The 22,155-nt window shown below is 54.3% G+C and carries 20 protein-coding genes; 3 read left to right on the forward strand and 17 right to left on the reverse strand.

The window, feature by feature from the left end; all coding sequences use genetic code 11:
* Positions 1–19: 19 nt before the first annotated feature.
* The gene (locus RO22_RS18915; protein WP_022521418.1) at positions 20–700 is read left to right on the forward strand and encodes an IclR family transcriptional regulator; all 681 of its coding nucleotides are present in this window, start codon (positions 20–22) and stop codon (positions 698–700) included.
* Positions 701–1,046: 346 nt separating this feature from the next.
* On the opposite strand, the gene tcuB is transcribed toward RO22_RS18915, so the two are convergent.
* Both tcuB and tcuA read right to left on the reverse strand, forming a co-directional pair.
* Positions 1,047–2,156 carry a tricarballylate utilization 4Fe-4S protein TcuB gene (gene tcuB, locus RO22_RS18920; protein ID WP_041159078.1) on the reverse strand — a complete coding sequence of 370 codons (1,110 nt, stop codon included), beginning with the start codon at positions 2,154–2,156 and terminating at the stop codon, positions 1,047–1,049.
* A complete protein-coding gene (gene tcuA, locus RO22_RS18925; RefSeq protein ID WP_052475701.1) occupies positions 2,143–3,567 on the reverse strand; it encodes an FAD-dependent tricarballylate dehydrogenase TcuA in 1,425 nt (474 codons plus the stop codon). Before tcuA ends, tcuB begins: the two co-directional genes overlap by 14 nt.
* A gap of 161 nt (positions 3,568–3,728) precedes the next feature.
* Between tcuA and RO22_RS18930 the strand changes: the two genes are divergently transcribed.
* The gene (locus tag RO22_RS18930) at positions 3,729–4,418 is read left to right on the forward strand and encodes a GntR family transcriptional regulator (protein WP_041159079.1); all 690 of its coding nucleotides are present in this window, start codon (positions 3,729–3,731) and stop codon (positions 4,416–4,418) included.
* A gap of 1 nt (position 4,419) precedes the next feature.
* Here the strand turns inward: RO22_RS18930 and RO22_RS18935 are convergent, their stop codons facing one another.
* The 9 genes from RO22_RS18935 to RO22_RS24700 form a co-directional block, all read right to left on the reverse strand.
* On the reverse strand, positions 4,420–5,904 hold the full coding sequence (locus tag RO22_RS18935; RefSeq protein WP_200890268.1) for an aldehyde dehydrogenase: 1,485 nt from the start codon (positions 5,902–5,904) through the stop codon (positions 4,420–4,422).
* A 30-nt stretch (positions 5,905–5,934) separates the two neighbouring features.
* The gene (locus RO22_RS18940) at positions 5,935–7,863 is read right to left on the reverse strand and encodes a TRAP transporter permease (protein ID WP_052475702.1); all 1,929 of its coding nucleotides are present in this window, start codon (positions 7,861–7,863) and stop codon (positions 5,935–5,937) included.
* A gap of 97 nt (positions 7,864–7,960) precedes the next feature.
* Entirely contained in the window at positions 7,961–8,929 is a 969-nt protein-coding gene (locus RO22_RS18945) for a TAXI family TRAP transporter solute-binding subunit (protein WP_051430490.1), read from the reverse strand.
* A 50-nt stretch (positions 8,930–8,979) separates the two neighbouring features.
* Complete coding sequence (locus RO22_RS18950) at positions 8,980–9,858, reverse strand: NAD(P)-dependent oxidoreductase (protein WP_200890269.1); 879 nt, start codon at positions 9,856–9,858, stop codon at positions 8,980–8,982.
* A 459-nt stretch (positions 9,859–10,317) separates the two neighbouring features.
* A complete protein-coding gene (locus RO22_RS18955) occupies positions 10,318–11,247 on the reverse strand; it encodes an SMP-30/gluconolactonase/LRE family protein (RefSeq protein WP_027958364.1) in 930 nt (309 codons plus the stop codon).
* A 90-nt stretch (positions 11,248–11,337) separates the two neighbouring features.
* Positions 11,338–12,354, reverse strand: coding sequence for a TRAP transporter substrate-binding protein DctP (dctP, locus tag RO22_RS18960; RefSeq protein WP_022521409.1), 1,017 nt, complete (start codon positions 12,352–12,354; stop codon positions 11,338–11,340).
* Between the two features lie 217 nt (positions 12,355–12,571).
* Complete coding sequence (locus RO22_RS18965) at positions 12,572–13,858, reverse strand: TRAP transporter large permease (protein WP_041159080.1); 1,287 nt, start codon at positions 13,856–13,858, stop codon at positions 12,572–12,574.
* On the reverse strand, positions 13,858–14,385 hold the full coding sequence (locus RO22_RS23905; protein WP_052475703.1) for a TRAP transporter small permease: 528 nt from the start codon (positions 14,383–14,385) through the stop codon (positions 13,858–13,860). The genes RO22_RS18965 and RO22_RS23905 overlap by 1 nt, the downstream gene beginning before the upstream one ends.
* A 66-nt stretch (positions 14,386–14,451) precedes the next feature.
* A complete protein-coding gene (locus tag RO22_RS24700) occupies positions 14,452–14,589 on the reverse strand; it encodes a hypothetical protein (protein WP_161575223.1) in 138 nt (45 codons plus the stop codon).
* A gap of 315 nt (positions 14,590–14,904) precedes the next feature.
* Between RO22_RS24700 and RO22_RS18975 the strand changes: the two genes are divergently transcribed.
* Positions 14,905–15,693 carry an SDR family oxidoreductase gene (locus tag RO22_RS18975; protein WP_041159081.1) on the forward strand — a complete coding sequence of 263 codons (789 nt, stop codon included), beginning with the start codon at positions 14,905–14,907 and terminating at the stop codon, positions 15,691–15,693.
* Positions 15,694–15,708: 15 nt separating this feature from the next.
* Here the strand turns inward: RO22_RS18975 and RO22_RS18980 are convergent, their stop codons facing one another.
* From RO22_RS18980 to RO22_RS19005, 6 genes are all read right to left on the reverse strand, one after another.
* The gene (locus RO22_RS18980; protein WP_041159082.1) at positions 15,709–17,682 is read right to left on the reverse strand and encodes a pyridoxamine 5'-phosphate oxidase family protein; all 1,974 of its coding nucleotides are present in this window, start codon (positions 17,680–17,682) and stop codon (positions 15,709–15,711) included.
* 57 nt (positions 17,683–17,739) lie between these two features.
* Positions 17,740–18,375, reverse strand: coding sequence for a glutathione S-transferase family protein (locus RO22_RS18985; protein ID WP_041159083.1), 636 nt, complete (start codon positions 18,373–18,375; stop codon positions 17,740–17,742).
* A 134-nt stretch (positions 18,376–18,509) separates the two neighbouring features.
* A complete protein-coding gene (locus RO22_RS18990; protein WP_041159084.1) occupies positions 18,510–19,418 on the reverse strand; it encodes a LysR family transcriptional regulator in 909 nt (302 codons plus the stop codon).
* A gap of 2 nt (positions 19,419–19,420) precedes the next feature.
* A complete protein-coding gene (locus RO22_RS18995) occupies positions 19,421–20,332 on the reverse strand; it encodes a LysR family transcriptional regulator (protein ID WP_009286084.1) in 912 nt (303 codons plus the stop codon).
* Between the two features lie 194 nt (positions 20,333–20,526).
* Positions 20,527–20,991, reverse strand: coding sequence for a hypothetical protein (locus tag RO22_RS19000; RefSeq protein WP_027958370.1), 465 nt, complete (start codon positions 20,989–20,991; stop codon positions 20,527–20,529).
* Between the two features lie 110 nt (positions 20,992–21,101).
* Positions 21,102–22,151, reverse strand: a complete 1,050-nt coding sequence (locus RO22_RS19005; RefSeq protein ID WP_041159085.1) for an EscU/YscU/HrcU family type III secretion system export apparatus switch protein — start codon at positions 22,149–22,151, stop codon at positions 21,102–21,104.
* Positions 22,152–22,155 lie beyond the last annotated feature (4 nt).

The following is a 22,155-nucleotide window of genomic DNA, read 5'->3' on the forward strand; positions in this document are numbered from 1 at the left end:
AATACCGAGGTGCCTTTCTATGGCTAACAACACGTTGCAAACGCTTGATCGCGGACTCAAGGCACTGGAAATTGTCTCCGAGCATAGCGATGGCATTTCCATTGCCGATCTAGCTGAACGCCTCGATATTCATCGAGCCATTGCCTACCGCATCGTGACCACTCTGGCCAGCCATGGGCTGATTACGCGCACCCCCGAAGGCCCCATTCGCCTGGGTGCTGGCACGGCACTGCTTGCGTCTCGCTTTGAACCTCATCTACGCGCTATTGCCCAGCCACTCTTGCAAGCACTAGCCAGAGCCACCCGCGCCACCGCTTTCATCTCTGTCGCTCAGGGGGAGGAATGCGTTGTGTTAATGGTGGCAGAGTCAGGAGAAATGCCTCTGCAAATCGGCTACCGAGTGGGTAGCCGCCATCCGTTGACGTTGGGCGCTGCCGGTATTGCCATCCTTGCCGAACGGCCCTCTCACCCGGAAGAAGGTGAGGCGATAAAGCAGGCACGACTCGACGGTTACAGCCTGACTCATGGGCAGCTACAACGCGGGGCAGTAGGCGTGGCCAGCGCTATCTCGTCCACATCGTTTCGCCCTACCATTGAGGCCTGTGTGGGCGTGGTGGCCATGGAGGATCTAGATAAAGAGACCGCTATCACGGAAGTAAAAGCAGCTGCCCAGCGAATTGCCGAACTGATCGCTCGATAACCTGGATTAATAAGGCCTTTGAGGTGCCTCTCAGGACTCCAGCGGATTCTAAATGGCCATTACCAGGCAAACGAATACCTTCGTGAAACAAGCGTAGCCAGCGAGCTTAACGTCAGTACTCCTACCGATCGGCTTCGCCGCACTAGGGCTACAATTCCTCATTGACGCTTTCCGTGCCGCTCAGCGTCTTCGTCGTAACAACCATGAGAGGGCAACCTCTCATGGCTAATAACCTTAGTCACAAGTCGATTCGCGGCCACTTGATAAGCGGTAAGGTGACACCTGGTAGAGGCCTACAGACGATATTATGTCGGCTGGCGTGCGGGTGCTGCCTCTGGAGAGAAGATTATTGGTCAAGGCGATTGCGCTCCAGGGCGTTACGATAGACCGCCAATAAACGATAGAAACCATGCACGAACTTGCCATAGGGCATGGTGATGAAAAGTGCCATAACCACGCCTAAATGCACCACCAGCATAACCCCCATGGCTGAGGTCTCACGTAGCAGCATTAGGGACAGGCCTGTTAAGCCGGTCAGCCACAGCAGCACTATGAAAGCCACATCCATTCCCATCTGGCGCACATCAGCAGTGTCCTGATCACGCACCAGCTTGAGGTACAAAAGCCCCGCCGGACCTATCAAAAGGCCGATGCCGCCCAAGGTACCGAACAGTTTGGGAAGACTGATAAAATCGTAGGGCGCCTGCCAGCCAAACACATAGTGATAGATGGTGCCGGTCACGGTCGCTGCGAAGCTAAGCATGAACCCGTAAAAGGTAAAATGGTGGAAGCGCCGCCGCCAGTGCGAATGATAGGCATCTGGGTAAGTGCAGCCAGCCTCTTCCTGACCGTGCAGATGCTGGAGTGAAAAAGTTTCTTTGAGTGCCTGCCGCCAGCTTTCGGCATCGCCAAGCCCAGTTACGCCCTCGCCGCTTTCGCGCCAAAAGCGCACCATCCCCATGATCAACGCTAGTAGCACAAACAACGACACCGAGCCGAAGGTCACCACCATCGTGTTATGCGGCAATAGCGCGTAGAAGTCGCCACTATGCTGTGTGGTGACCAATGCCGACAGATCACCATTTAGCGCAATGGCAATCAACAGGATGAGCGTCAACCCTACCGCCAGTGCCAAGGCGGCAAGCAAGCCACTGCGGTCAAACAGACGGGCCAACGGCTGTGGCCAAGCATACTGTCGATAAGACTCGACACGAAGCTTGGCCATTGACTGCGGTACGTTAACGGCAAACTCATGGGGCGGAGCGTACTGGCAAGCGTAGTAGCACTCACCGCAGTTGTGACATAGGTTGGCCAGATACTTAAGATCCTCGGGAGTGAACGTACGACGCCGCTCCATGGCCGGAAATACCGGGCAGAACCCTTCACAATACCGACAGGCATTGCAGATCGTCATGTTGTTGCGGGTTTCTTCGATTAGTGCATCAATCTTTTGCATAATTGCCTGCCTCTGTGCCTGCGATGCGACCAAATACGGTGCCGATGGTCATACCAAAGCCAGCAACATAGCCCTGGCCTAAAATATTACCGGCCATGATCTCACCGGCTAGGAAAACATTGTCCGCCAACTCGCCGTTAGCCATGTACATACGCGCTTTTTCATCGACTTTAGCGCCTAAGTAGGTGAAGGTAATGCCGGTACGAAGTGGGTAGCCGTAGAACGGAGGCTCGTCGATACGCTGCGCCCAATGGGTCTTTTCGGGTGTAACACCCTGTGTATGGCAATCGTCGAGCACACTGTGATCGAAGTTGCCAGGCTGTACGCCAGCATTGAATTCATCGACAGTTTTGAGTACGGCGTCAACCGGCAGATCGAGCTTAAGTGCCAACTCCTCAAGCGTATCGGCCTGCTCAGGGGGAAAAACTGAAGGCATAAAGCGCCCCTGCGCCTTGGAGTCGGTAATCGAATAGCCCACCTGCCCCGGCTGTTTGGCAATCAGCCGTCCCCAGATGGCATAACGCTTGGGCCAGAAGTCTTCGCCTTCGTCATAGAAGCGCTTGCCATCGCGGTTAACCACAATCCCCAGGGATACACAGTCGACACGGGTGACGATACCGCCATCGTACTTGGGCGCGCGTGCATCGATAGCTACAGCGTGACCTTGCGTTGGATCCCCAATCACCATGGCGCTGTTATCAATCAGGCTGCGCAGCATCTTACCCTGGTTGAAGCGAGTACCACGGATCAGGAAGTTACGGGAGACCTCTCCCCATGCTTCCTCCAACCACGCTTGGTTGGACTCGAAGCCGCCCGAGGCAATCACCACTGACTTAGCACTCACCTTGCGTGGTGAGCCATTGTAAGTCACCAATGCATGGTCAAAGCGGTTGTCATCAAAGACCAACTGTTCAGCTTCAGCCTCATAGAGGATTGTCACCCCAAGTCGCTCAGCTGCCTGGTAGTAGGTATTGACGAGTGCTTTGCCGCCCCCCAGGAAAAAGGCGTTGGTTCGCCCCAGGTGCAGAGTGCCACCCAGCGATGGTTGAAAGCGCACACCGTAGCTTTTCATCCAATCGGTGCAGGTTTCTGAGGCTCGAATCACATGCTTCGCCAACACTTCGTTGGTGATGCCGCCGGTAACACGCCAAACGTCATCGAAGAACTCATCCTCAAGGTATGCGTCACTAAGCACATCAGTAGGCTCACGATGCATGCAACGCAAATTACGGGTGTGAATACTATTACCACCACGCCATTGACGTGGAGCACTCTCCAGTAACAGCACGCTGGCGCCCTGTTCACGCGCCGATAAAGCGGCACACAACGCAGCATTACCTCCACCAATCACCAGCACGTCATGGCCAGTCAGATCGGCCTCACTGAGCCGCTCTCCAGTCGATGACAACATTGGAACTCCCTCATGATTACTGACAAGAAGAGATGGTGACGGTAAAAGCGCACACCAAATTCTAATACATACAAATGTATCCAACAGTGTTCAAAATGACAAGTGTTGTTCATTGTCATATCATTACTGTCCGTCAAAATCGCAATTTAAGGCTTGTAGCTATGACTGAATCCAAACCACGCAAGCACGCCAACCAGGCAGCCAATCAGCGCGGCGAACCGCGCAGTGAACAGGCCTACAGCTACATCATCGAAGCTATTAAGGAAGGCACCCTGCCACCAGGGACAAGGATTCGTGAAGTCGACTTATCTGAACGCATAGGCTTAAGTCGTACACCCGTACGCGAAGCTCTTAATCGTTTACAGCTTGAAGGGTTGGTAGCTAATGATCCGATCCGTGGCACCATCATCACTGAACTCGACCACAGCATGATTAGCGAGCTATATGCTATGCGCGAGATGTTAGAGGGGACGGCTGCGGGCTTTGCCGCACAACACGCTTCAGAGGTTGAAATCGCTTTCCTACGCGAAATTAGCGATCGCGATGCACGGTTAAAGGAGACCCAAGATCTAGTTAAGAATAATAAGCTATTTCATAGCACTCTCTACCGCTGCGCGCACAACCGCTACCTGCTTAAAATGCTGCACTCACTGCACGAATCAATGATGTTGCTCGGGCGTAGCACCCTAGCTAAACCAAGTCGTGCCGAAGCCGCGCGCAGTGAGCATCAGGCAATCATTGACGCGCTCGAAGCACGCGACCCAGAAGCCGCGGAAAAGCTGGCACGCAACCATATCCGTGAAGCCTACAAGATCCGTCTAGAGGCTTTTTTTGAGAGTTATGACGACTAAATCAAGTACGAATCGCAAAAGGATCGCGGGCTTCGTTAGACAAGTCGATCATCAGGTTTTTAGTCTCAAGGTACTCATCTAAAGCGTGCATTCCGCGCTCGCGGCCACTACCACTGGCCTTAACCCCGCCGAATGGTGCTTGTGCAGCATTTGTGCGATAGGTATTGACCCATACCCCACCAACCTGAAGTTGTCTGGCAACGCGATGCGCTCTTGCCAAATTTTGCGTCCATAGCCCGGCGACTAACCCGTAAGCGGTGCCGTTTGCGATGGCGATGGCCTGCTCCTCCGTATCAAAGGGAATAATCGCTAACACTGGCCCAAACACTTCTTCTTGAGCCAGTTCGGAGTCCGGCGCCACATCAGAGAATACCGTCGGCTCGACGAAATAGCCGCGACCATATACGTCGCCCTGCGGCACCCTACCGCCCGCCGCCAACTTAGCACCCTGAGTGCGGGCACGTTCGATGAAGTCAAGTACTCGTTGATGCTGCCCCTGGGTCGCCATCGGGCCCATCTCAGTGTTCTCATCGCGAGGGTCACCAATACGAATCGCCCGGGCGCGTTCACAAACCTGCGCCACCACCTGATCGTAGATGTCCCGCTGCACCAGCAGTCGCGAGCCAGCAATACAGGTCTGACCGGCGGCGGCAAAGATCCCCGCCACGGCTCCGGTCACAGCCTGCTCAAGATCAGCATCGGCAAATACAATGTTGGCCGACTTACCTCCCAGTTCAAGGGTCACCGGTGTTAGATGCTCGGCGGCGGCCCGAGAAATCGCCTTGCCTGTAGCGGTACCGCCGGTGAAACTGATCAGGTCGACATCAGGGTGCCCGGTGAGTGCCGCACCGACGCTACCGTCACCGGTCACCACGTTAATCACGCCAGGAGGAAAGCCAGCTCTTTCGCACAGCTCAGCGAAAGCCAGGGTGGTCACGCTCGCCATCTCTGAGGGCTTAATTACAACGGTGCAACCCGCCGCCAAGGCCGGTGCAAGCTTGTTGGCGAGGATCGCTATCGGCGAGTTCCAAGAGGTGATTAAGGCTGCCACGCCGCGCGGCTCGCGAGTAGTGAAATCAACCAGCTCAGGGCGGTCAAGCGGAATGCTTTCGCCTTGGAGCTTGTCCGCCCAGCCAGCAAAGTAGCGGTAGTTGCGAGCCGCAAAACGCATCTGCACCCGTGTCTCGCGGATTACCTTGCCGTTGTCGGTGGTCTCAAGTTGGGCCATGCGCTCGGTGTCGGATTCGAGCAGATTAGCCAATTCGTGCATTAGCGCAGCACGTTGTATGCCATTTGTAGACCGCCATTCGGTTTCAAAGGCATGTCGTGCAGCTTGCACCGCGTCGTCAACATCAGAAGCAGTTGCCTGAGGGATCAATGCCCATGCCTGCTGGTTAAGCGGATTGATCGACTCCAGCACTTTTCCATCTGCCGCGTCACACCATTGATCGCCAATACGAAGTTGATAGCGCTTCATTTCACCCATTACATCATTCCTTCAATTTAGTTATATGTATTAGTTTAACGTTGCAGCATTTCTGGAGAATGGCTTCACGAACGCTAGAACAAACAGCAGTACAACCGCTCCCGCGAACAGGGCATAAAGGGAAGGGATAATGGCCATCGACGCTGATACAATGCACAGCAGTGCGCCTATTTTCCTCTTCATATCTTTTTCAAAAATATCAGAGAGTACGATCGACGCTGATACCACTAGCACTGCGCCAGACAGCACCGCTTCCAATATCTGGGACACATCTCCGTTAAAGAGAACGCCTGGGTAGGTAATAAACAGAAATGGAATCACGTAGGTGACGGCTGCCAAGCGTACAGCCTGCAGCGCAGTTCTTTCCCAGCGCGTATCGGCAATCGAGGAAGCAACAAATACGGCAACACACAAAGGAGGTGTAATCACCGAAATGGTCGCGAAGTAGAAGACGAACATATGCGCGGCAATCGGCTCCACTCCTGCTGACACTAGTGCGGGCGCCATGACCGCCGCTACCAGTACGTAGGCTGCGGTTGTCGGAATGCCCATGCCCAACAACAAGCAGGCCAGCGCCACAATAAAGGCGACACCAAACAGGTAACCACCGCCCAGACCAACTGCCAAGGACGATATTGTCACGCCCACTCCGGTCATATTTATCATCGCGACAACAATCTGAGCGCTTACCAGCATCGTGATAATGATCAATATGCCGTAACCAGCATCCACGCACGAGTCAACAAAAGTGTTCAGTACCAGCTTGATGCCTTCGCCGCGGACGATTACGGCCACCGTATAGGTAATCAGCATTCCCACGATGGACAAGGATGCCGAGAAAGCGACCGAGCGACCGCTTAACACCATCACCACCAACACCCCAAGACCAACTAACAGCGGTGCTGATTTAGAAAGCTTAATGGCATCCCTAATCTTGGGCACATCGTTCTCTTCCGTCAGCCCACCGATCCCCTTTCTCAAGGCGATTAAGTGAATGGTCATAAACACGCTGGAATAAAACATCAACGCAGGGATCAACGCAGCCAACGCCACCGACAGATAACTGATGCCCAATGTCTCGGCCATTATAAATGCCGCCGCACCAAGAATCGGTGGTGTCAGTTGCCCACCAGTGGAAGCCACCGCCTCTACAGCACCAGCAATCGGTGCGGGATAGCCCATCCTTTTCATCAAGGGAATAGTCATAGCACCAGTGGTGGCCACATTGGCTACCGCACTACCATTTACCGAACCGAATGCTGCCGAGGCGACAGTTGCCATCTTGGCTGCCCCACCAACCCGGTTAGCCGCAAAGATCATGGCAAGATCCATAAAGACCTTACTGCCGCCAGTACGGATAAGAACAGCGCCAAACAGCACAAAAGAGGCAATAACCGTCGCGCCAATACCCGTCAGCATGCCCCACAACCCCAGATCCGACAGGAAAAGGGTTTCGACAACCAACTCAACGCCATACCCACGATGTCCAAAATCACCTGACAATCTATCGCCAAAGAAGACATAAGCCAGAGACAGCAACACCATCAATGGAAACGCGATCCCAACGGAGCGTCGGCATATTTCCAGTACCGTGATCACCAGAAATACACATAAGGTGATATCCACCACCCCAGCGATAGGCAACTGCGTGAGGATGCGGTTTTGATTCCAGGCCACATAAAGGCACGCGGCAATGGCAAAAACGCACAGCAAGCCATCAATGGCTCGCCCCAGGAAAAGAAAACGTCCTTTTATACTTGGCGGATACACCATGAATGCCAATAAAATCACACTTGCCAGCATCACCGAACGCTGCACAAGAGAATCAAAAGCACCAGCGATCCCCGTATAAAGGATCATCATGCCAAGTGAGAATGCAACCAGCTTTTTTATCACCTCAGGAAGCCTGGATGATGTGCTTTCTATAGGCTGTGATTCCGATTCAACAGCTTCTAACATAAGTCTCACCATGAAGATAACTTCACGCCAGAAGGCAATAGAGCTAACACTCAAGTCAGCTCTATTTCATAAAAACGACCACTCTTTATTTCACAACTTAGGGTTTAAGATGCTCAGGAACTTCATATCCCTGCTCTTCAAAATAGCGAATAGCGCCGGGATGAAGAGGCGTCGTTGCAAGCTCAATTGTCATCTCTGGGATATCTGCATCTTTTAAAACTGAGAAAGCGGCCGCCTGAGCATCCTGATGCTCGACGATAGCTTTAACGATGTTGTAGGCAACCTCTTCATCCAAGTCAGCTCTTGAACTTACCGTGTTGCCATACGCCCAGGTGGTATATGCCGGATAGCCATCACCAGCCTCATTCTCTTCAATATTCATGATGCCCAAGCTAGGCAGTTCCTGGCGAATGGCATCTGCCTGCTCATCGCTCAAGCCAAGAATATTAACTGGGGTCATAGTGGCGATATCGATACTGGAGGCATCCAGCATTCGGCCATTACCGCTCTTCACATAACCTTTGACACGATTATCCTTGATCTGGTTAACCATGTCGGTTGTGGAACCACGCACATAGTCAGGCGTTACACCGATCACATCGAACACCGCTTCGGCAGTCGCTTCCGTGCCCGATCCAACAATACCCGGGTTGAATTTGACACCTTCCAGATCACTGATAGTGTTCAGGCCAGCATCCGCTCTCACTACGACATTCTGAGCCGAAGGGCCATACACCCATAGCACATTAGTGGGGACTTCATTACCCTCGAACGCCCCCTCGCCGTGATAGGCATCATAGGCAACATTGGTGGTCACTAACCCCATATCGGCCTGATTACGTTTGATCCTTCTCAAGTTATCAATGGTTGCCCCCGTCTCCATGACGGAAGAGCGCACACCATCGACATTCTCGTTAATGATCTGCGAAACGGCGACGAAATAACCATAATGTGATGACGAAGAGGATGTAGAACCAATCGTCAATCGAGTATCGGCATGGGCAACGCCTGCTGCACATAAGGAAATTACCACCGCCAGCACGGATGCTTGCTTCGTATAAGCCATAGTCACCTCTCGTAATTGTTATATATTTAACTTTCCGTTAAAGACTAAACTCAGTCATTGCGCATACTATTAACGATGACCGGAAAGTACTGCTCTCCGTATCCTTCCTTTATAGCTTTCTGAAATAGGGACTTCGTATTTTCTGCCATTCCCAACGTCAAGCCGTAATTCTCTGCCAGTTCCAGCGCATAGCTGAGGTCTTTTAATGCATATGAGGTAGGGAATTTTTTTTCTGGGAAATCATTTTCGAGCATGAATTTCATGCAGTGGTTGCGCAGGGCAAAGCTATCTGCGGACCCTAACGACATAGCTTCAAAAATCTTTTTAGGGTCGGCGCCACTTTTCTCACAAATCACCAATGCCTCGGAAAGGCTGGCCACCGTATCGAAGAGCACCATATTATTCAGAATCTTGGCCAGTTGGCCGGCCCCAACATCCCCACAATGGATGATGTCTGATGCAATGTTCTGCAGCAGCTCTTGAATATTTCCGTAAATGGTTTCGGAGCAACCCACCATGACGCACAAGTTGCCATCAATCGCAGCCTGCCGAGTGCGCGCGACAGGCGCATCGGCAAACTTCACCTTGTAGGCCTGCAGCTCACGCTCTAACCACTTGGCATCCTCTACGGAGGTTGTGCTCAGGTCGACGACTGTAGCGCCTTGCTTGAGTTCACTGGCAATGCCGTCCTCTCCTAGCATCAAGCTTTTTACATGCTGGCCACTTGGCAAAGACAGGAAGAGGACATCACTCTCGCGCGCCACTTGCAGAGCGTCCTCGCCCTTCTGCACACCCTCAGCAACCAGTCTCTCCAGCGGCTCAGAGGCAAGGTCATAGGCCAACACCTTCTTACCAGACCCTTTGGCCAGGTTTTTACACATGGGCTCACCCATTGCCCCCAGGCCAATAAAACCAATAGTACTAATCAAACCAACACCTCCAATAAGAATACTCTTGAATACCGTTGGATACTATAATACACACACTAGCTCATAGAGCTGCAATTATCACGACATACTTTGGTCGCAATGTATGATGAAAACCGATAGCGAACCGCTGCACAAATTGTGGGGGAACTATCTGAGCGCCATAACAGCACCAGAACAAAAAGTTATCCCTCGGGCGCAATTTACTGGCCGAGTGTATGTTCTGGTGGCAATGACAATGAGAAGTGAGCCGCCAAGGTGTGCGGCACTTTTTTGAGCACTAATAGCCCTGTAGGGATCAAGGGTTGGCTGTCCTTCAATAATAATTGTTATATATTTAAATATTTCTTTAACGCAGCTCTCAGGAGAACCAAAAACAGCATGGCTAATTATTAATCTCTTTTATATCCTCCTAAATCCATTCAGTTAAATACCTTCCAAGCGCATATCTCTCTGATTAAGTTATTGGTGATGTAAACGCAAACCAGAGCGCGGCCAAGGAACAGCTAACAGCTGACCATAACCTGATAGCGTGATGTAAGCAGTCTGCAAGTTCGATCCACCAAAGCAGATATTAGTGCAATACCCTTCAGGGGCTTCATGAAACTCCAGCAAATCCCCCTGCGGAGAAAAAACACTGATCCCCCCATCCACCAGGGTGGCGACACAAATGTTACCACTCTCTTCCAAAGCCATAGAATCAAGGCGCTGATAGCCCGGCAGGCCGTGAACCAACTTGCCGCCATTGGGAGATGGCCAAGGCTCCTGACCCAGCTCACCGGGCGCGGTGATCGGATAACGCCAAAGCCGACTGGTTTCGGTTTCAGAGACGTACAACATACGCCCATCTGGCGACAGGCCAACCCCATTGGGCGTCAGCAGATGCTTTGCCGCGCGGCGAATCGAGCTACCGTCGCATCGGGCATAGTAGAGGTAACCCAGCATAATGCGGTCATCAAATTTCTTGCCAAAGTCGGTAAACCAGAAACCACCCTGATCGTCAAAAACGATATCGTTAGGGCCATGCAGCGGAACGCCCTGGCAGTGGGTGTAAAGCGTCTCAACAGAGCCGGTGACAAGGTTGACTCTTTGAATCGAACCGCCGTCATAATCGGATGCAGCGCCGGTAGGTCGGCTGTAGCCATCGTCAGTACGCCAACTGAATCCACCATTGTTGCAGATATAACAGTGCCCATCCGGCCCGAGAGCCGCCCCATTTGGCCCCCCACCCACCTCCGCCACGGTCTGTAGCTCGCCGTCAGGTAGGACACGCGTCAAGCGGCCTCTTTGAATCTCCACGACTAATATGCTGCCATCTTCCATGGCAATCGGCCCTTCAGGAAACGCCAGTCCACTGGCTAGCACCTTGCCCTGCAATTTTGTTCTGCTCATGTCATCTCTCCTGTGAACTGCCTGCTTTTCCCGCAGCCCTGCACACCCGCCTAAAACTGCCGGGCCATTTGCTGAGCCCGGCGACACCACTTACTGCATACCTTCAATTACCTCTTGAGTTGGCAGGCCGCGCGCTTTCAAGGGTTCTGCCCAGCGGTCATAGACGCCTTCAAGGTTGGCGTGTGCTTGTTCAAGATCGCTATCAGATAGGGGCACTTGGGCAATACCGTACTCCTCCTCAAGTGTCTGGATGATTTCCGGTTCAGAGTTATCCACGTAATCACAGTAGGTTTGCATAGCGTACCTTCCTGCCTCTACCAGAATATCCTGTTGCTGCTGTGACAGTCGCTCCCACACTCGGTCACTAATCGAGTAGGTGAGACCAAAGCTAGCGACGGAGAAGTTCGGAATTAATTGATCCAGTGCTGGTGCAAGGCCATAGTCCAGGATGCCTCGAAGCGGGTAATACACACCATCCAGCGTACCGCGAGAGAGTGATGTTAGTACGTCTGAAGCCTGCATTGTGACAGGGCTTGAACCCAGAGCATCAGCGGTGAGTGTCATAGGTCCACCGGCAGTACGCATTCGCAGACCATTCAAGTCATCGAGCGACGAAATATCGCTGTTGTTGGTCAGTATTCGATAGCGCCCCATATTGCCCACCCAAAGAGGGCGGATGTGATGCCGCTTGAACTCCGCTTCATAAATAGCCCCACCTGGCTGGGCCATCTCATAGAAGCTATCCGCCGCGCTACAGGAGTTTTTTACGATTTCCGGTAGCTCAACAACGCCAGACAAAGGGAGCTTTTCCGGTATATAAGCCGGAGATACGTTGGCAATATCCGCCACACCTGTCTGCAACAAGGTCAGAGATTCAGAACCACGCCCAAGTTGTTCTGCCGGATAAAAGTCGAACTGTATCTGTCCGTCGGAGAGCTCCGCCACCTTTTCCATAAACGGGTTGGCCCCATACTCTATGGCAAAAGAAGTGGTGGGCAGCCATTCGGCAAACTTCAATGTCACTGGTTCAACCTCTGCCGCGGAGACTGAACCGCATGCCAAAACACCCGTCAACAGCAGTGGAAGGTGCTTTTTATAGTTATTCATGATGGTACTCCCTTTTATCGCTCTTCAGTTTTTGTGCCAGTCATTAATCAATACAGCGGGATAAACAAAATCTTCCAATAATGCATGGTGCATTGATGATAGGTATAACGTTTTTACAACAAGCTTAAACCTTAACCCACCTTTATATAGATGAACCCTATCTATCGTTGACCCAAACTCCTACAAATTGGCGAAGACTAGTTACCAACATTACGCGTCAGTACATAGCCGTTGATGGCAGCCACAGCACAATCTGTGGAAATGCTATTAACAAAGCGATCAAACCAAGCAGCATGACGATGTAGGGTATGACGCCTGAGAAAAGCTCCTCGACAGGCACATTGGCCACTTTCGCCACCACAAAGACGTTCATGCCGACCGGTGGTGTGACAATACCGATCTCAGCCAACAAAATAACGATCACACCGAACCAGATCGGATCGAACCCGAGCGAGACGACAACCGGAAGAACCACAGGAATGGTGAGAATCAGAATAGAGATCAGGTCTAGGAACAGCCCCAGCACCAGATAGAGGATCACCAGAAAGAACAAGATAAGGTATGGCGAAACATCCAGCAGTCCCACATAGTTGACTAAGTTTCGGGTGATGCCGGTCATGGTTATGAAGTAACCGAAAACATGTGCACAAACAACAATAAGGCCGATCATGGCAGAAATGCAGCACGTATTTATAACGGCATTTTTGAATGCTTCAGCATTGAGATTGCCTGATTTCAAAGCAAGCAAAAGTGCGCCTAGTGCACCCAAAGCCGAGGACTCAACGGGTGTGGCAATGCCAGTGTAGATTAATCCCGTAACAACACTGAACAGCATCAGAAAGGGGGTAGCTACCTTCAGTGCTGTCAGCTTTTCGCGGAAGCTATAGGTCTTATTATTAGAGGCTACTGGATTTCGGATGATCAGAATCTTGATGGTAATGGCGATAGTGAGCGTCACCAATATGCCAGGCACTATGCCAGCAATCAGAAGGTCACTGATGCTAACCCCGCTGAGCAGCCCATAGAAAATCAGTGCGACACTGGGAGGAATCAGCATGGCAATAGTGCCCGAAATAGCGGCAATACTGCCAGCCATTTTCGGAGAATACCCCTCAGCCTGCATGGCGGGCGTGCTGATTTTCCCCAGCGTGGCTGCAGCCGCTGTACTGGAGCCAGAAATTGCACCAAAAGCAGCACCTGTGACAACAGCAGCAATCCCCACGCCACCCTGTATCTTGTCTGTCCACTTGGCAATGGCGCTAAACAGGGAGCCGGTGATACCGCTGACCCCCATAAATTCCGACATGAGGATAAACATCGGAATGGTGAGCAGCTCGTAGGTCGTCAGAGCAGAGCCTGGCGAAGCCGATAGGATCCCCAGCAGGACATCTATCCCATTGGTTAGAAAAATGCCCAAAGCACCGGATATCGCAAGACTGATTGCAACCGGAATGCCTATTATCAAAAGAAAAAACAGAAAGAGAAAAGATAAAGCAATGACCATCACAGCTCGCCCCCTTTAGAAACATAGTTATTTATTGTTGTTATTAACAACCTGAACGAGAAAACAAAGGAGCCGATAGCGATAATAAATTCAGACGGCCAAACAACCCAGCTCACAACGCCATAAACGATCTCGTTCTCTTGCCAGGCACTGTATGCCCTTAAAGAATAGGTATAAGCAATATAGCTAAACATCAATGTGGCGATGAGGCCGAAGACCAAAAGGCAAAAGCTGGTAAACTTTAAAGGCAGCTTGCTTTTGAAATAATCAACCTTCAGGTGGCTTCCCGTTCTCAACGCATAAGAGAACGCCAGAAAATAAGACCCTGGAAGAAGGTACATGGTGATTAGGTTAAAAAACCAATTAAGCGGCGAGTTGAAGATATAACGCATTACGACATCGACAAACGTAATTGCCATGGCGCAAATAATCATAGATCCGGCAACAAAAATAAGAGCGTTTTCCAGGCATCTACAAACCTTATCCAACGCTCTTATCAGGCCGGGTTGTTCAATATGACCTGTCATGGTTCTGTGTTCCTGTAATGTCGCCATGATAAACCTCAGTGCGCCAATGTTAATAACGAGCCCTGTTTATGCGTTGCTAGCAGCCCGCTCAGCAAGTATGCGCTCAGCCTGCCGGGTACGCGCTACGAGCGCATCGGCAAACTTCACCTCATAAGTATGTAGTTCACACTCCAACTGCCTGGCACCCTCGACAGAAGTACTCATCAAATCATCACTCCCCAACAAGAATACCTTTGAATACTATTGGATACTATAGTACAGACCCTAGCTCATAGCGCTTCAATTATCACGACATACTTTGGTCGCAATGTATGTTCTGGTGACAATGGCAACGCACTGCTACAAGAGCATGGAGCGCTTCTGGTCTGCATCAGCATGACCACCAGTGTGACGGCGCTGGGGTAACCCCAACGACCTCGCCGGGCGCTAACTTTATAACGGGCGTACTATTCTATTACCGGTAGACGATGGCTATTCGTCACGTTGAGCCCAAATATCGAACACACAGGAGTACATGGTATGGATCTTGGAATCGCGGGACGCTGGGCCGTGGTATGCGCAGCGAGCAAAGGGTTGGGTCGAGGCTGCGCCGAAGCGCTGGCCAAAGAAGGCGTCAACCTGGCCATTAATTCACGCAATGCTGAGGTGCTAGAAAAGACTGCCGACGCGTTGCGGGCCCTTAATCCAGCCATCGAGGTTCGCCCTGTGGCTGGGGATATCGGGCGCGAGGAGGTACGCGAGGCGCTGCTGGCCGCCTGCCCGCAGATCGATATTCTGATCAACAATAACGGCGGGCCGCCGCCGGGTGATTTTCGCGACTGGAGTCGGGAGGCGTGGATACAGGCCGTGGATGCCAACATGATCACGCCTATTGAGCTGATCAAGGCCACGGTAGACCGTATGGCCGCCAACGGCTTTGGACGTGTGGTCAATATTACCTCGGGCGCGGTAAAAGCACCCATCGACATTCTCGGGTTATCCAACGGCGCGCGCAGTGGGCTAACCGGCTTCGTCGCGGGGCTTGCTCGCCAACCGCAACTCGCCTCGCACAACGTCACGATCAACAACCTACTGCCCGGCTCCTTTGATACCGACCGCCTGCGCGGCAACTTCAAAAATGTCGCCGAGAAGAGTCAGCAAACTATCGAACAGATACGCGAGCAGCGAGCCCAGGGCGTACCAGCCCGGCGATTCGGCACCGCCGAGGAATTCGGCGCCTTCTGCGCCTTTATGTGCAGCGAACATGCAGGTTATCTAACAGGGCAGAATATCCTGCTCGACGGCGGCGCCTACCCAGGAACCTTCTAATCGATTGAGGCGCGATTAACCGTTAGCCAGCGTAATGGCTAGCCTCCCCGAGTGCGCTGCTGGGCGGGCGCTGCACAGCAGTATTTCCCCCTCTGGCGCTGATATGCCATCTGGGTAGGTAACCTCCCCCTGCACCAGCGTGCAGGCGCACTCGCCACAGCTACCGCTGCGGCACCCATAGGCAGGTTGAAGCCCCGCTTTTTCAGCGGTTTCCAACAGGCTTTCACCCGGCTGCCAGTGGGCCACCGCGCTGGGGTTGGCAAAGCTGACTTCTACCGGTTGTTCGGCGGTGGGGGCTGTATATGTTTGCGCCAGCGCCGAGGGGCCAAACGCTTCTGTGTGTATCTGCGCGGGCATAAGTCCGAGCTCCAGCGCCTCCTGGTGGTAGCGCTCTACAAAGGCGGCGGGGCCGCATAGGTAGAGCTGTACTTCTGATAGCACCTGATCGGTAAACACCTGCCCCAGTGAAACCCGGCCTGCCATCCATCCATTGAGGGCAGTTGTAGTTCTGGTGACATGCCGCTGCAAACGCAGCCCTCGCGCCTCAAGGTCGAGTAGCTCTGCACCGAAAGGGGCTTCGGCCACATCGCGCACGCTCTGCACTAACGTTACCGGGCCACGGCCTGCCCCGGTCAATTCATGTGCCAGGCTCAATATGGGCGTAATACCGATACCGCCACCCAGCAGTACCCAGTGGGCACGCTCTGAGCCGCTAGCCTCTGCCGTGAATGACCCCATTGGCATACTCACAGCTAGTTCAGTACCCACCTGAAGCGCGCTGTGCACGTAGTGCGAGCCCTCACCATCGGCCTTAATACTGATGCGATAGCCGGCCTGCTGGCTGTCACCCGAAAGCGTATAGCTGCGTACCAGCGCCGTGCCATCCAGGCGCGGCACGTGTAACGTAATGAACTGGCCCGCGTTAAAGGGCGTCAGCGCCTTGTCTTGTCGGGCACTCTTCAAATAGAAAGAGCGGATCTCGGGTGTCTCCTGCACCACGGCGGCCACCTGAACACGCTGTTGAGAGGAAGGCGCAAGCACTTGCCAGGGCCCATGGGGCGCCGCCTCAACGGCCACTGCACTGGCATGGCTACGCCAGCGCAAGGCCCTTGGTCGCCAAACGATATGCCGTGGGGTTAGGCACCAGTAGCGTTCAGCGCCAGGATAACGCGCCCCAGCGGCCTCCTCGTCCACCAGCCGCGCTTCCCCGGTCAGATGCAGCACATTCCCGCTGGTGAAATCCGGTATCACCAGGGCCGCGCGTCCGCTGGCCAGCACGTTGCCCAAGGTGTTGAAGAATCGATTGCCTGCAAAATCAGGCAGAATCAGATCACTTCCCTGACGCCGAATGAACCCCGGTTGCCCTCCGCGATGAGAGGCATCCACCTGGGCGCCCTGGTCGGTATGCGCGTAACTACCCACGAAGGCGGTGATCGCCCGGTCGATATGTGCCAGCACCGGCTCTGGCAACTGGTCGAGGGTCGCGTCGCGCTTGGTTAGCACGGGGCCCGTCTGGGGCTGCACCGGCCTCATCGCCGACCAGTCGTGAATGTATTGGGGGCAATTACCGAAGGCGTGAGTCACTTCCAACTGCCATTGGCTTGCTGAGCCCCGCAATACACCGTTGACCCTGTTACGACGGCGCGTGTGCAGCTCAATGCCCAATAGGCCAATGCTGGTGCCGCTGTTAAGTAGCGGTGCAAGAGGGTCATCCACAGGCGGCGTTAATGCTAAATCGAGCCGTGACTCGTCCGGCGCATGAACAAACCCCGGCGCGCCCTCCAGCAGCGTGACCCAAGGCCAACCGTCATGATCCACCGCTGCTGCTGCCACAAAGGGCAACTGGGGAAAGAAGTGTTGCAGCTGCGGCGTTAGAAAGGGGCGCATCACCTTGCGGCCCACCTCCACCATCTGTTTTTCCACGCCGACCACGCGCTGCAAGGCAAGCTCGCCTTCATGCCATGGGCTGCTGGTGACGTCGTTATTCACCCTCGACTCCTCGCGAGCAGGTCGCCCGCACCGATTTGAAATGCTGCATCGGCTGGCCTAGCGCACCAGCCCCACCTTGGTCACCTTCATGGGTACAAACCCTTCCAGCGCCTCGATACGCTGCAGCCAGGTGCGGATATGCGGGTAGGGTTCCAGCGAGACATTCCCTTCAGGCGCATGGGCGATGTAGCTGTAGAGCGAAATCTCCGCCAGCGTGGCGTGCTCACCCGCCAGGAAGGGCTGATGCGCCAAGTGGGCATCGACAATCGCGAACAGCTCATGGGCATCGGCAATCAGCGGTTCAGGGTCGAAAGGGGCATTAAAGACCGTCACCAGCCTGGCCTTCATCGCGGAGTTCGCCAAAGGCCCTGCCGCCACGGACAGCCAGCGTTGCACTTGGGCTTGAATCAACGGGTCGTCCGGTAGCCAGCGACCAGCACCCTGCCCAGAACCATAGCGGCGTTCCAGATAGACCGGAATGGCATTGGAATCCGCCAGGATAACCCCTTGGTCATCGAGCACCGGCACCTGCGCGAAGGCGTTCAGGTTCAGGAAAGGCGACGCTTTGTGTTCGCCCGCGGCAAGATCGACATCGATAAAAGTGGCAGGCAAACCGAGCAGCGAAAGCATCAGCTCAATGCGATGGCAGTGGCCGGAAAGAGCGTGGCGGTAAACCTTGATAGCGTGTGGCATGTAATTATCTCCTTGAGTGAGCGCCTCGATAGATGAACGTCACAGGTGTTAAGCGACATCACCCATCCTGCGCCAAATCAAGGAGTGCAAGAATAGCGATACTGAACAATACAAAATTGCGCTGAATGAAATAATCAGCCGACCAACTGCGTTCGCAACCAGGGTGTTGCCAGTTCCAGGAAGGCCATAACGCTGGCAGGCGCCCGGATGCCAAGGGTATAGGTGAGCGCCAGAGGGTGTCCCGCAGGCCAAAGGGGTTCAGCAACGGGTTCAAGCAGCCCCTGCTCGCAGGCGCGACGCGCCTGCAGTTGGTAGCAACACACGACACCCGCACCTCCAATGGCAGCCCGCAGCGCAGCAGCACTGGTACTGATGGCAAGCCTGGGCTCAAAACGGAGCGGGTAGTCTTCAGCCAAGCGCCAGACAGGCGCTTGTCCTTCACTGGAGCAGTGAATAAGCGCATGACGGGCCAAGCCTTGCAGGCTACCGGGGCGCCCGGTCTTGTCCAAGTAACGGGGGCTAGCAAACAGACCAACGCGCAAATCACCCAGGGGCCTGGCATAAGCGGAGGCAGGCAGCGGCCCACGCATCAGACGTAGGTGCGCCGGTGCATCGCTTTCTATACGGATGGGATATTCATCAGCCAGCAGGCAGATCTTCAGCGCAGGATGCTGCTCTTGCAGCCGCAACACTAACGGCACCAGCAGTAGCTCCATCAACGCCTGGGGCGCCTGCAAACGTAGCGTGCCGTTGAGCTCGCGGTGCTCCTGGCGCGCACTGGTGTCGGCGTCGGAGACTGCGTGGATCAGCGTATCGGCGTAGGCGCGCAATCGCTCGCCCGCCGCCGTCAACGTGCTGCCTCTGGCAGAGGTAGTGACCAAAGCAACCCCCAGATGCTGCTCCTGAGCACGCAGCAGACGGTGGAGCTTCGCCGCCGACTGGCTGCACGCTTCAGCCGCGGCTTGCACGCTGCCGTGCCTGGCAACGGCGGAAAGCGCCTTTAAGGCCTCAAAGCGTAGCGGTGATTCAGGGGAGAGTGCCATGGTTAACTGCGGTAGGCGAGCGCCGGGTCGGCACGTAGCCGCTCGGCAAGAAAATCAACGAAGGTACGCACACTGGCGGCACGCCCACGGCCCGCTGTCACCCAGATATTGATGGGAATGGCCACTGGTTCGAAACGCGTTAACACGCGCCGTACTCGACCTTCGGCTTCACTGGCAGCCACCTGGTAAGACAGCAGCCGAGTAAGCCCGGCACCTGCCTCGACCGCCGTTAACGCCGCATGAATAGCGCTGATGCGCAGCCGTGGCGAGGGCGTTACTTCAATGCGTTTGCCCTCCTCCTCGAACCACCAGTGGCCGCTCAAGTTGCCGCCTTCGGCCACCACGGTAGGCAATGCTTCCAGTTCTTGCGGGTGCGTTGGCTCATTGTGCTCGGCCAGCCACGCGGGGCTTGCACAAACTACCTGCCGCACCTCACCGACTGGCACGGTCAAGTGCTGACAATCCTGGGGCACATGGCCGATGCGCACCGCCACATCGATGCCCTCCTCCTGCAGGTTGACCGGTCGATCGATCAGTTCAGCGCGCACCTGCACGTCAGGGTATTGCTCCAGATAATCGACGATCTGCGGGGTAACGAAGTACTCGCCGAACAGCACCGGCGCGGTCACCTGCAACAGGCCACGTGGGGTAAGGTAACTGCCGGTCGCAGCGGCCTCGGCCTCCACAAGCTGAGCAAGCACCTGCTGGGCATCCTCCAGATACCGGCGCCCCGCCTCCGTCACGCGCACCTGCCTTGTGGTGCGCTGTAACAAGGCAACGCCCAAGCGCGCCTCAAGCGCTGCCACCGCCCGGGTAACCCGAGGCGGCGACAGCGCAAGCTGCCGTGCGGCGTCCGCAAAGCTTTCCAGTTGCGCCACCGCTGCAAACACGCGCATCTCTTCGAATCTATCCAAGGCAGCTCCAGGAACAGGGTAAGCATCACTAACGGTATTCTATATACCCGCTAGGTTTATACCTACCAGGACTGTATACCCACCAGAGCTTTTTTATGCAGCTACGTCGCCGATGGTTTATTAGGCCTAGGCCTTTATTATCCGCCACTCGACAAACGATTTAATGCGTCTAGTTGTTCATCGTGCAAGCAAACTCAGTTGCTCGGACGCTGTTTGGTGGCATCCAATCCAGTTTTGCTCTCTGTGGTCAACTTGGTAATTTCTGCAGACTTAGCGATCGCACGATCAAAGACATCCTGCATGTTCGCCATCGCCTCTACCGATGTGCCTTCGAGGCCACCGTCTGCCGCCCACTCGAAATTCCAGACGCCAGAAAGGCCATCTTGACCCTGGACATCATGAGTCTCGATGGCCGTATAAACACTGGTGTGGCGCGTCATATAGGAGGCAGCTGCCGAAACTTCAGCAGGGACACTGCCTGACGAATTGTTGGCAAGCTGAGCGAGCTCATCGGCATTGATCGCCGACTTGCCCTGCTGCTTCAAATAATCCACTAGAACCTGACTGGATTTGGCAATATTCAACTGGTCGTCGAAGGATGAGGTGGAGGTTTTTTGAGTGGGGGCGTTTACGCTTGTAGGTGACACTGTAGTAGACATCGGATATCTCCCAAGCAGAGGTTTGGTTGGACAGCCTGTTTATTGTTGCTCGGTTTAATGTCATTCGTATGAATCATGTGGCATGGCAAACGATTGCAACCGAGTGATGGCTAAATCAGCTTGGCCGCCACCAGCATATCGGCGACCGCCTGAAAGGTACCATCAGGAACCGGATCGCCATTGCCAGCGCGTTTGGCGATGAGTTCGGCCAGCCTCGGGTCGGCGACTCTCGGGACTCGGCGAGGCGCAGCACTTGCCAACAAGCTAGCGGCCTGATCGGGTGAGGCCTTGCAGGTCACCAACGGCACTGGCGTTTCGCCGCGAATGTAGCGAATGCCGACCAGCCAACCGTCTGCGGTGCCGATCATCAGCGAGCTATACTGAACACCGATCTTGGCGTTCAGCTCATGCATTTCGCGCCGCTGTTTGCGGCGCGCCTGATTCATTGTCGGATCGCCTTCCTGATCCTTGCGCTCACGCTTCTGTTCGGTCTTTGTCATGCGCTGGTCGCGCTCGAATAGCCAGCGTTGGAGCAGCACATCGAAAGCACCAACCAGTAAGAAGGCAATCAGTGCAGTGATGACCAGCGGCTGGAGTAAGGCGAGAAAAGTACCTTGAACGCAGGGGTAGCCGCAGCGTGAGGACTCCATCAGCGACTGTAGGCCCAGGCGATAGACAATCACCAGCGCGACGGCCAATGCCACCATCTTGAACAGTGACTTAAGAAACTCGACCAGCCCGCGTACCGAAAAGATGCGCTTGACCCCCTGAACCGGATCAATATTCTCCGGCTTAGGCTGAACCGGTTCGGTGGAGAATACAAAACCCTGCAATACCACAATGTTGGTCAGCACGATCACCAACAGCGTTAGGCCGACCAGCGGCGACACCGAGAGCAGTAGTACTTCGCCTGCCTGGGTCATCAACTGCGGCCACAGCGTATCGAACGGCTCGGTATAGAGTCGTGCGGTTGAGTCGATCAACCCCTGCACACGAGCAATGATGTCATTCACGCTGATAGCGATATAAAGCGTGCAGGCCAACATCACCATCGCGGTGACCAGGTCAGCACTCTTGGCGACCTGGCCTTTCTTGCGCGCATCGCGAAGTTTTTTCGACGATGGCGGCAGCGATTTCTCTTCAGAGGGCTGTTGGCTCATGCCG

This window comes from Halomonas sp. KHS3, from assembly GCF_000830495.1.
Lineage (GTDB): Bacteria > Pseudomonadota > Gammaproteobacteria > Pseudomonadales > Halomonadaceae > Vreelandella > Vreelandella titanicae.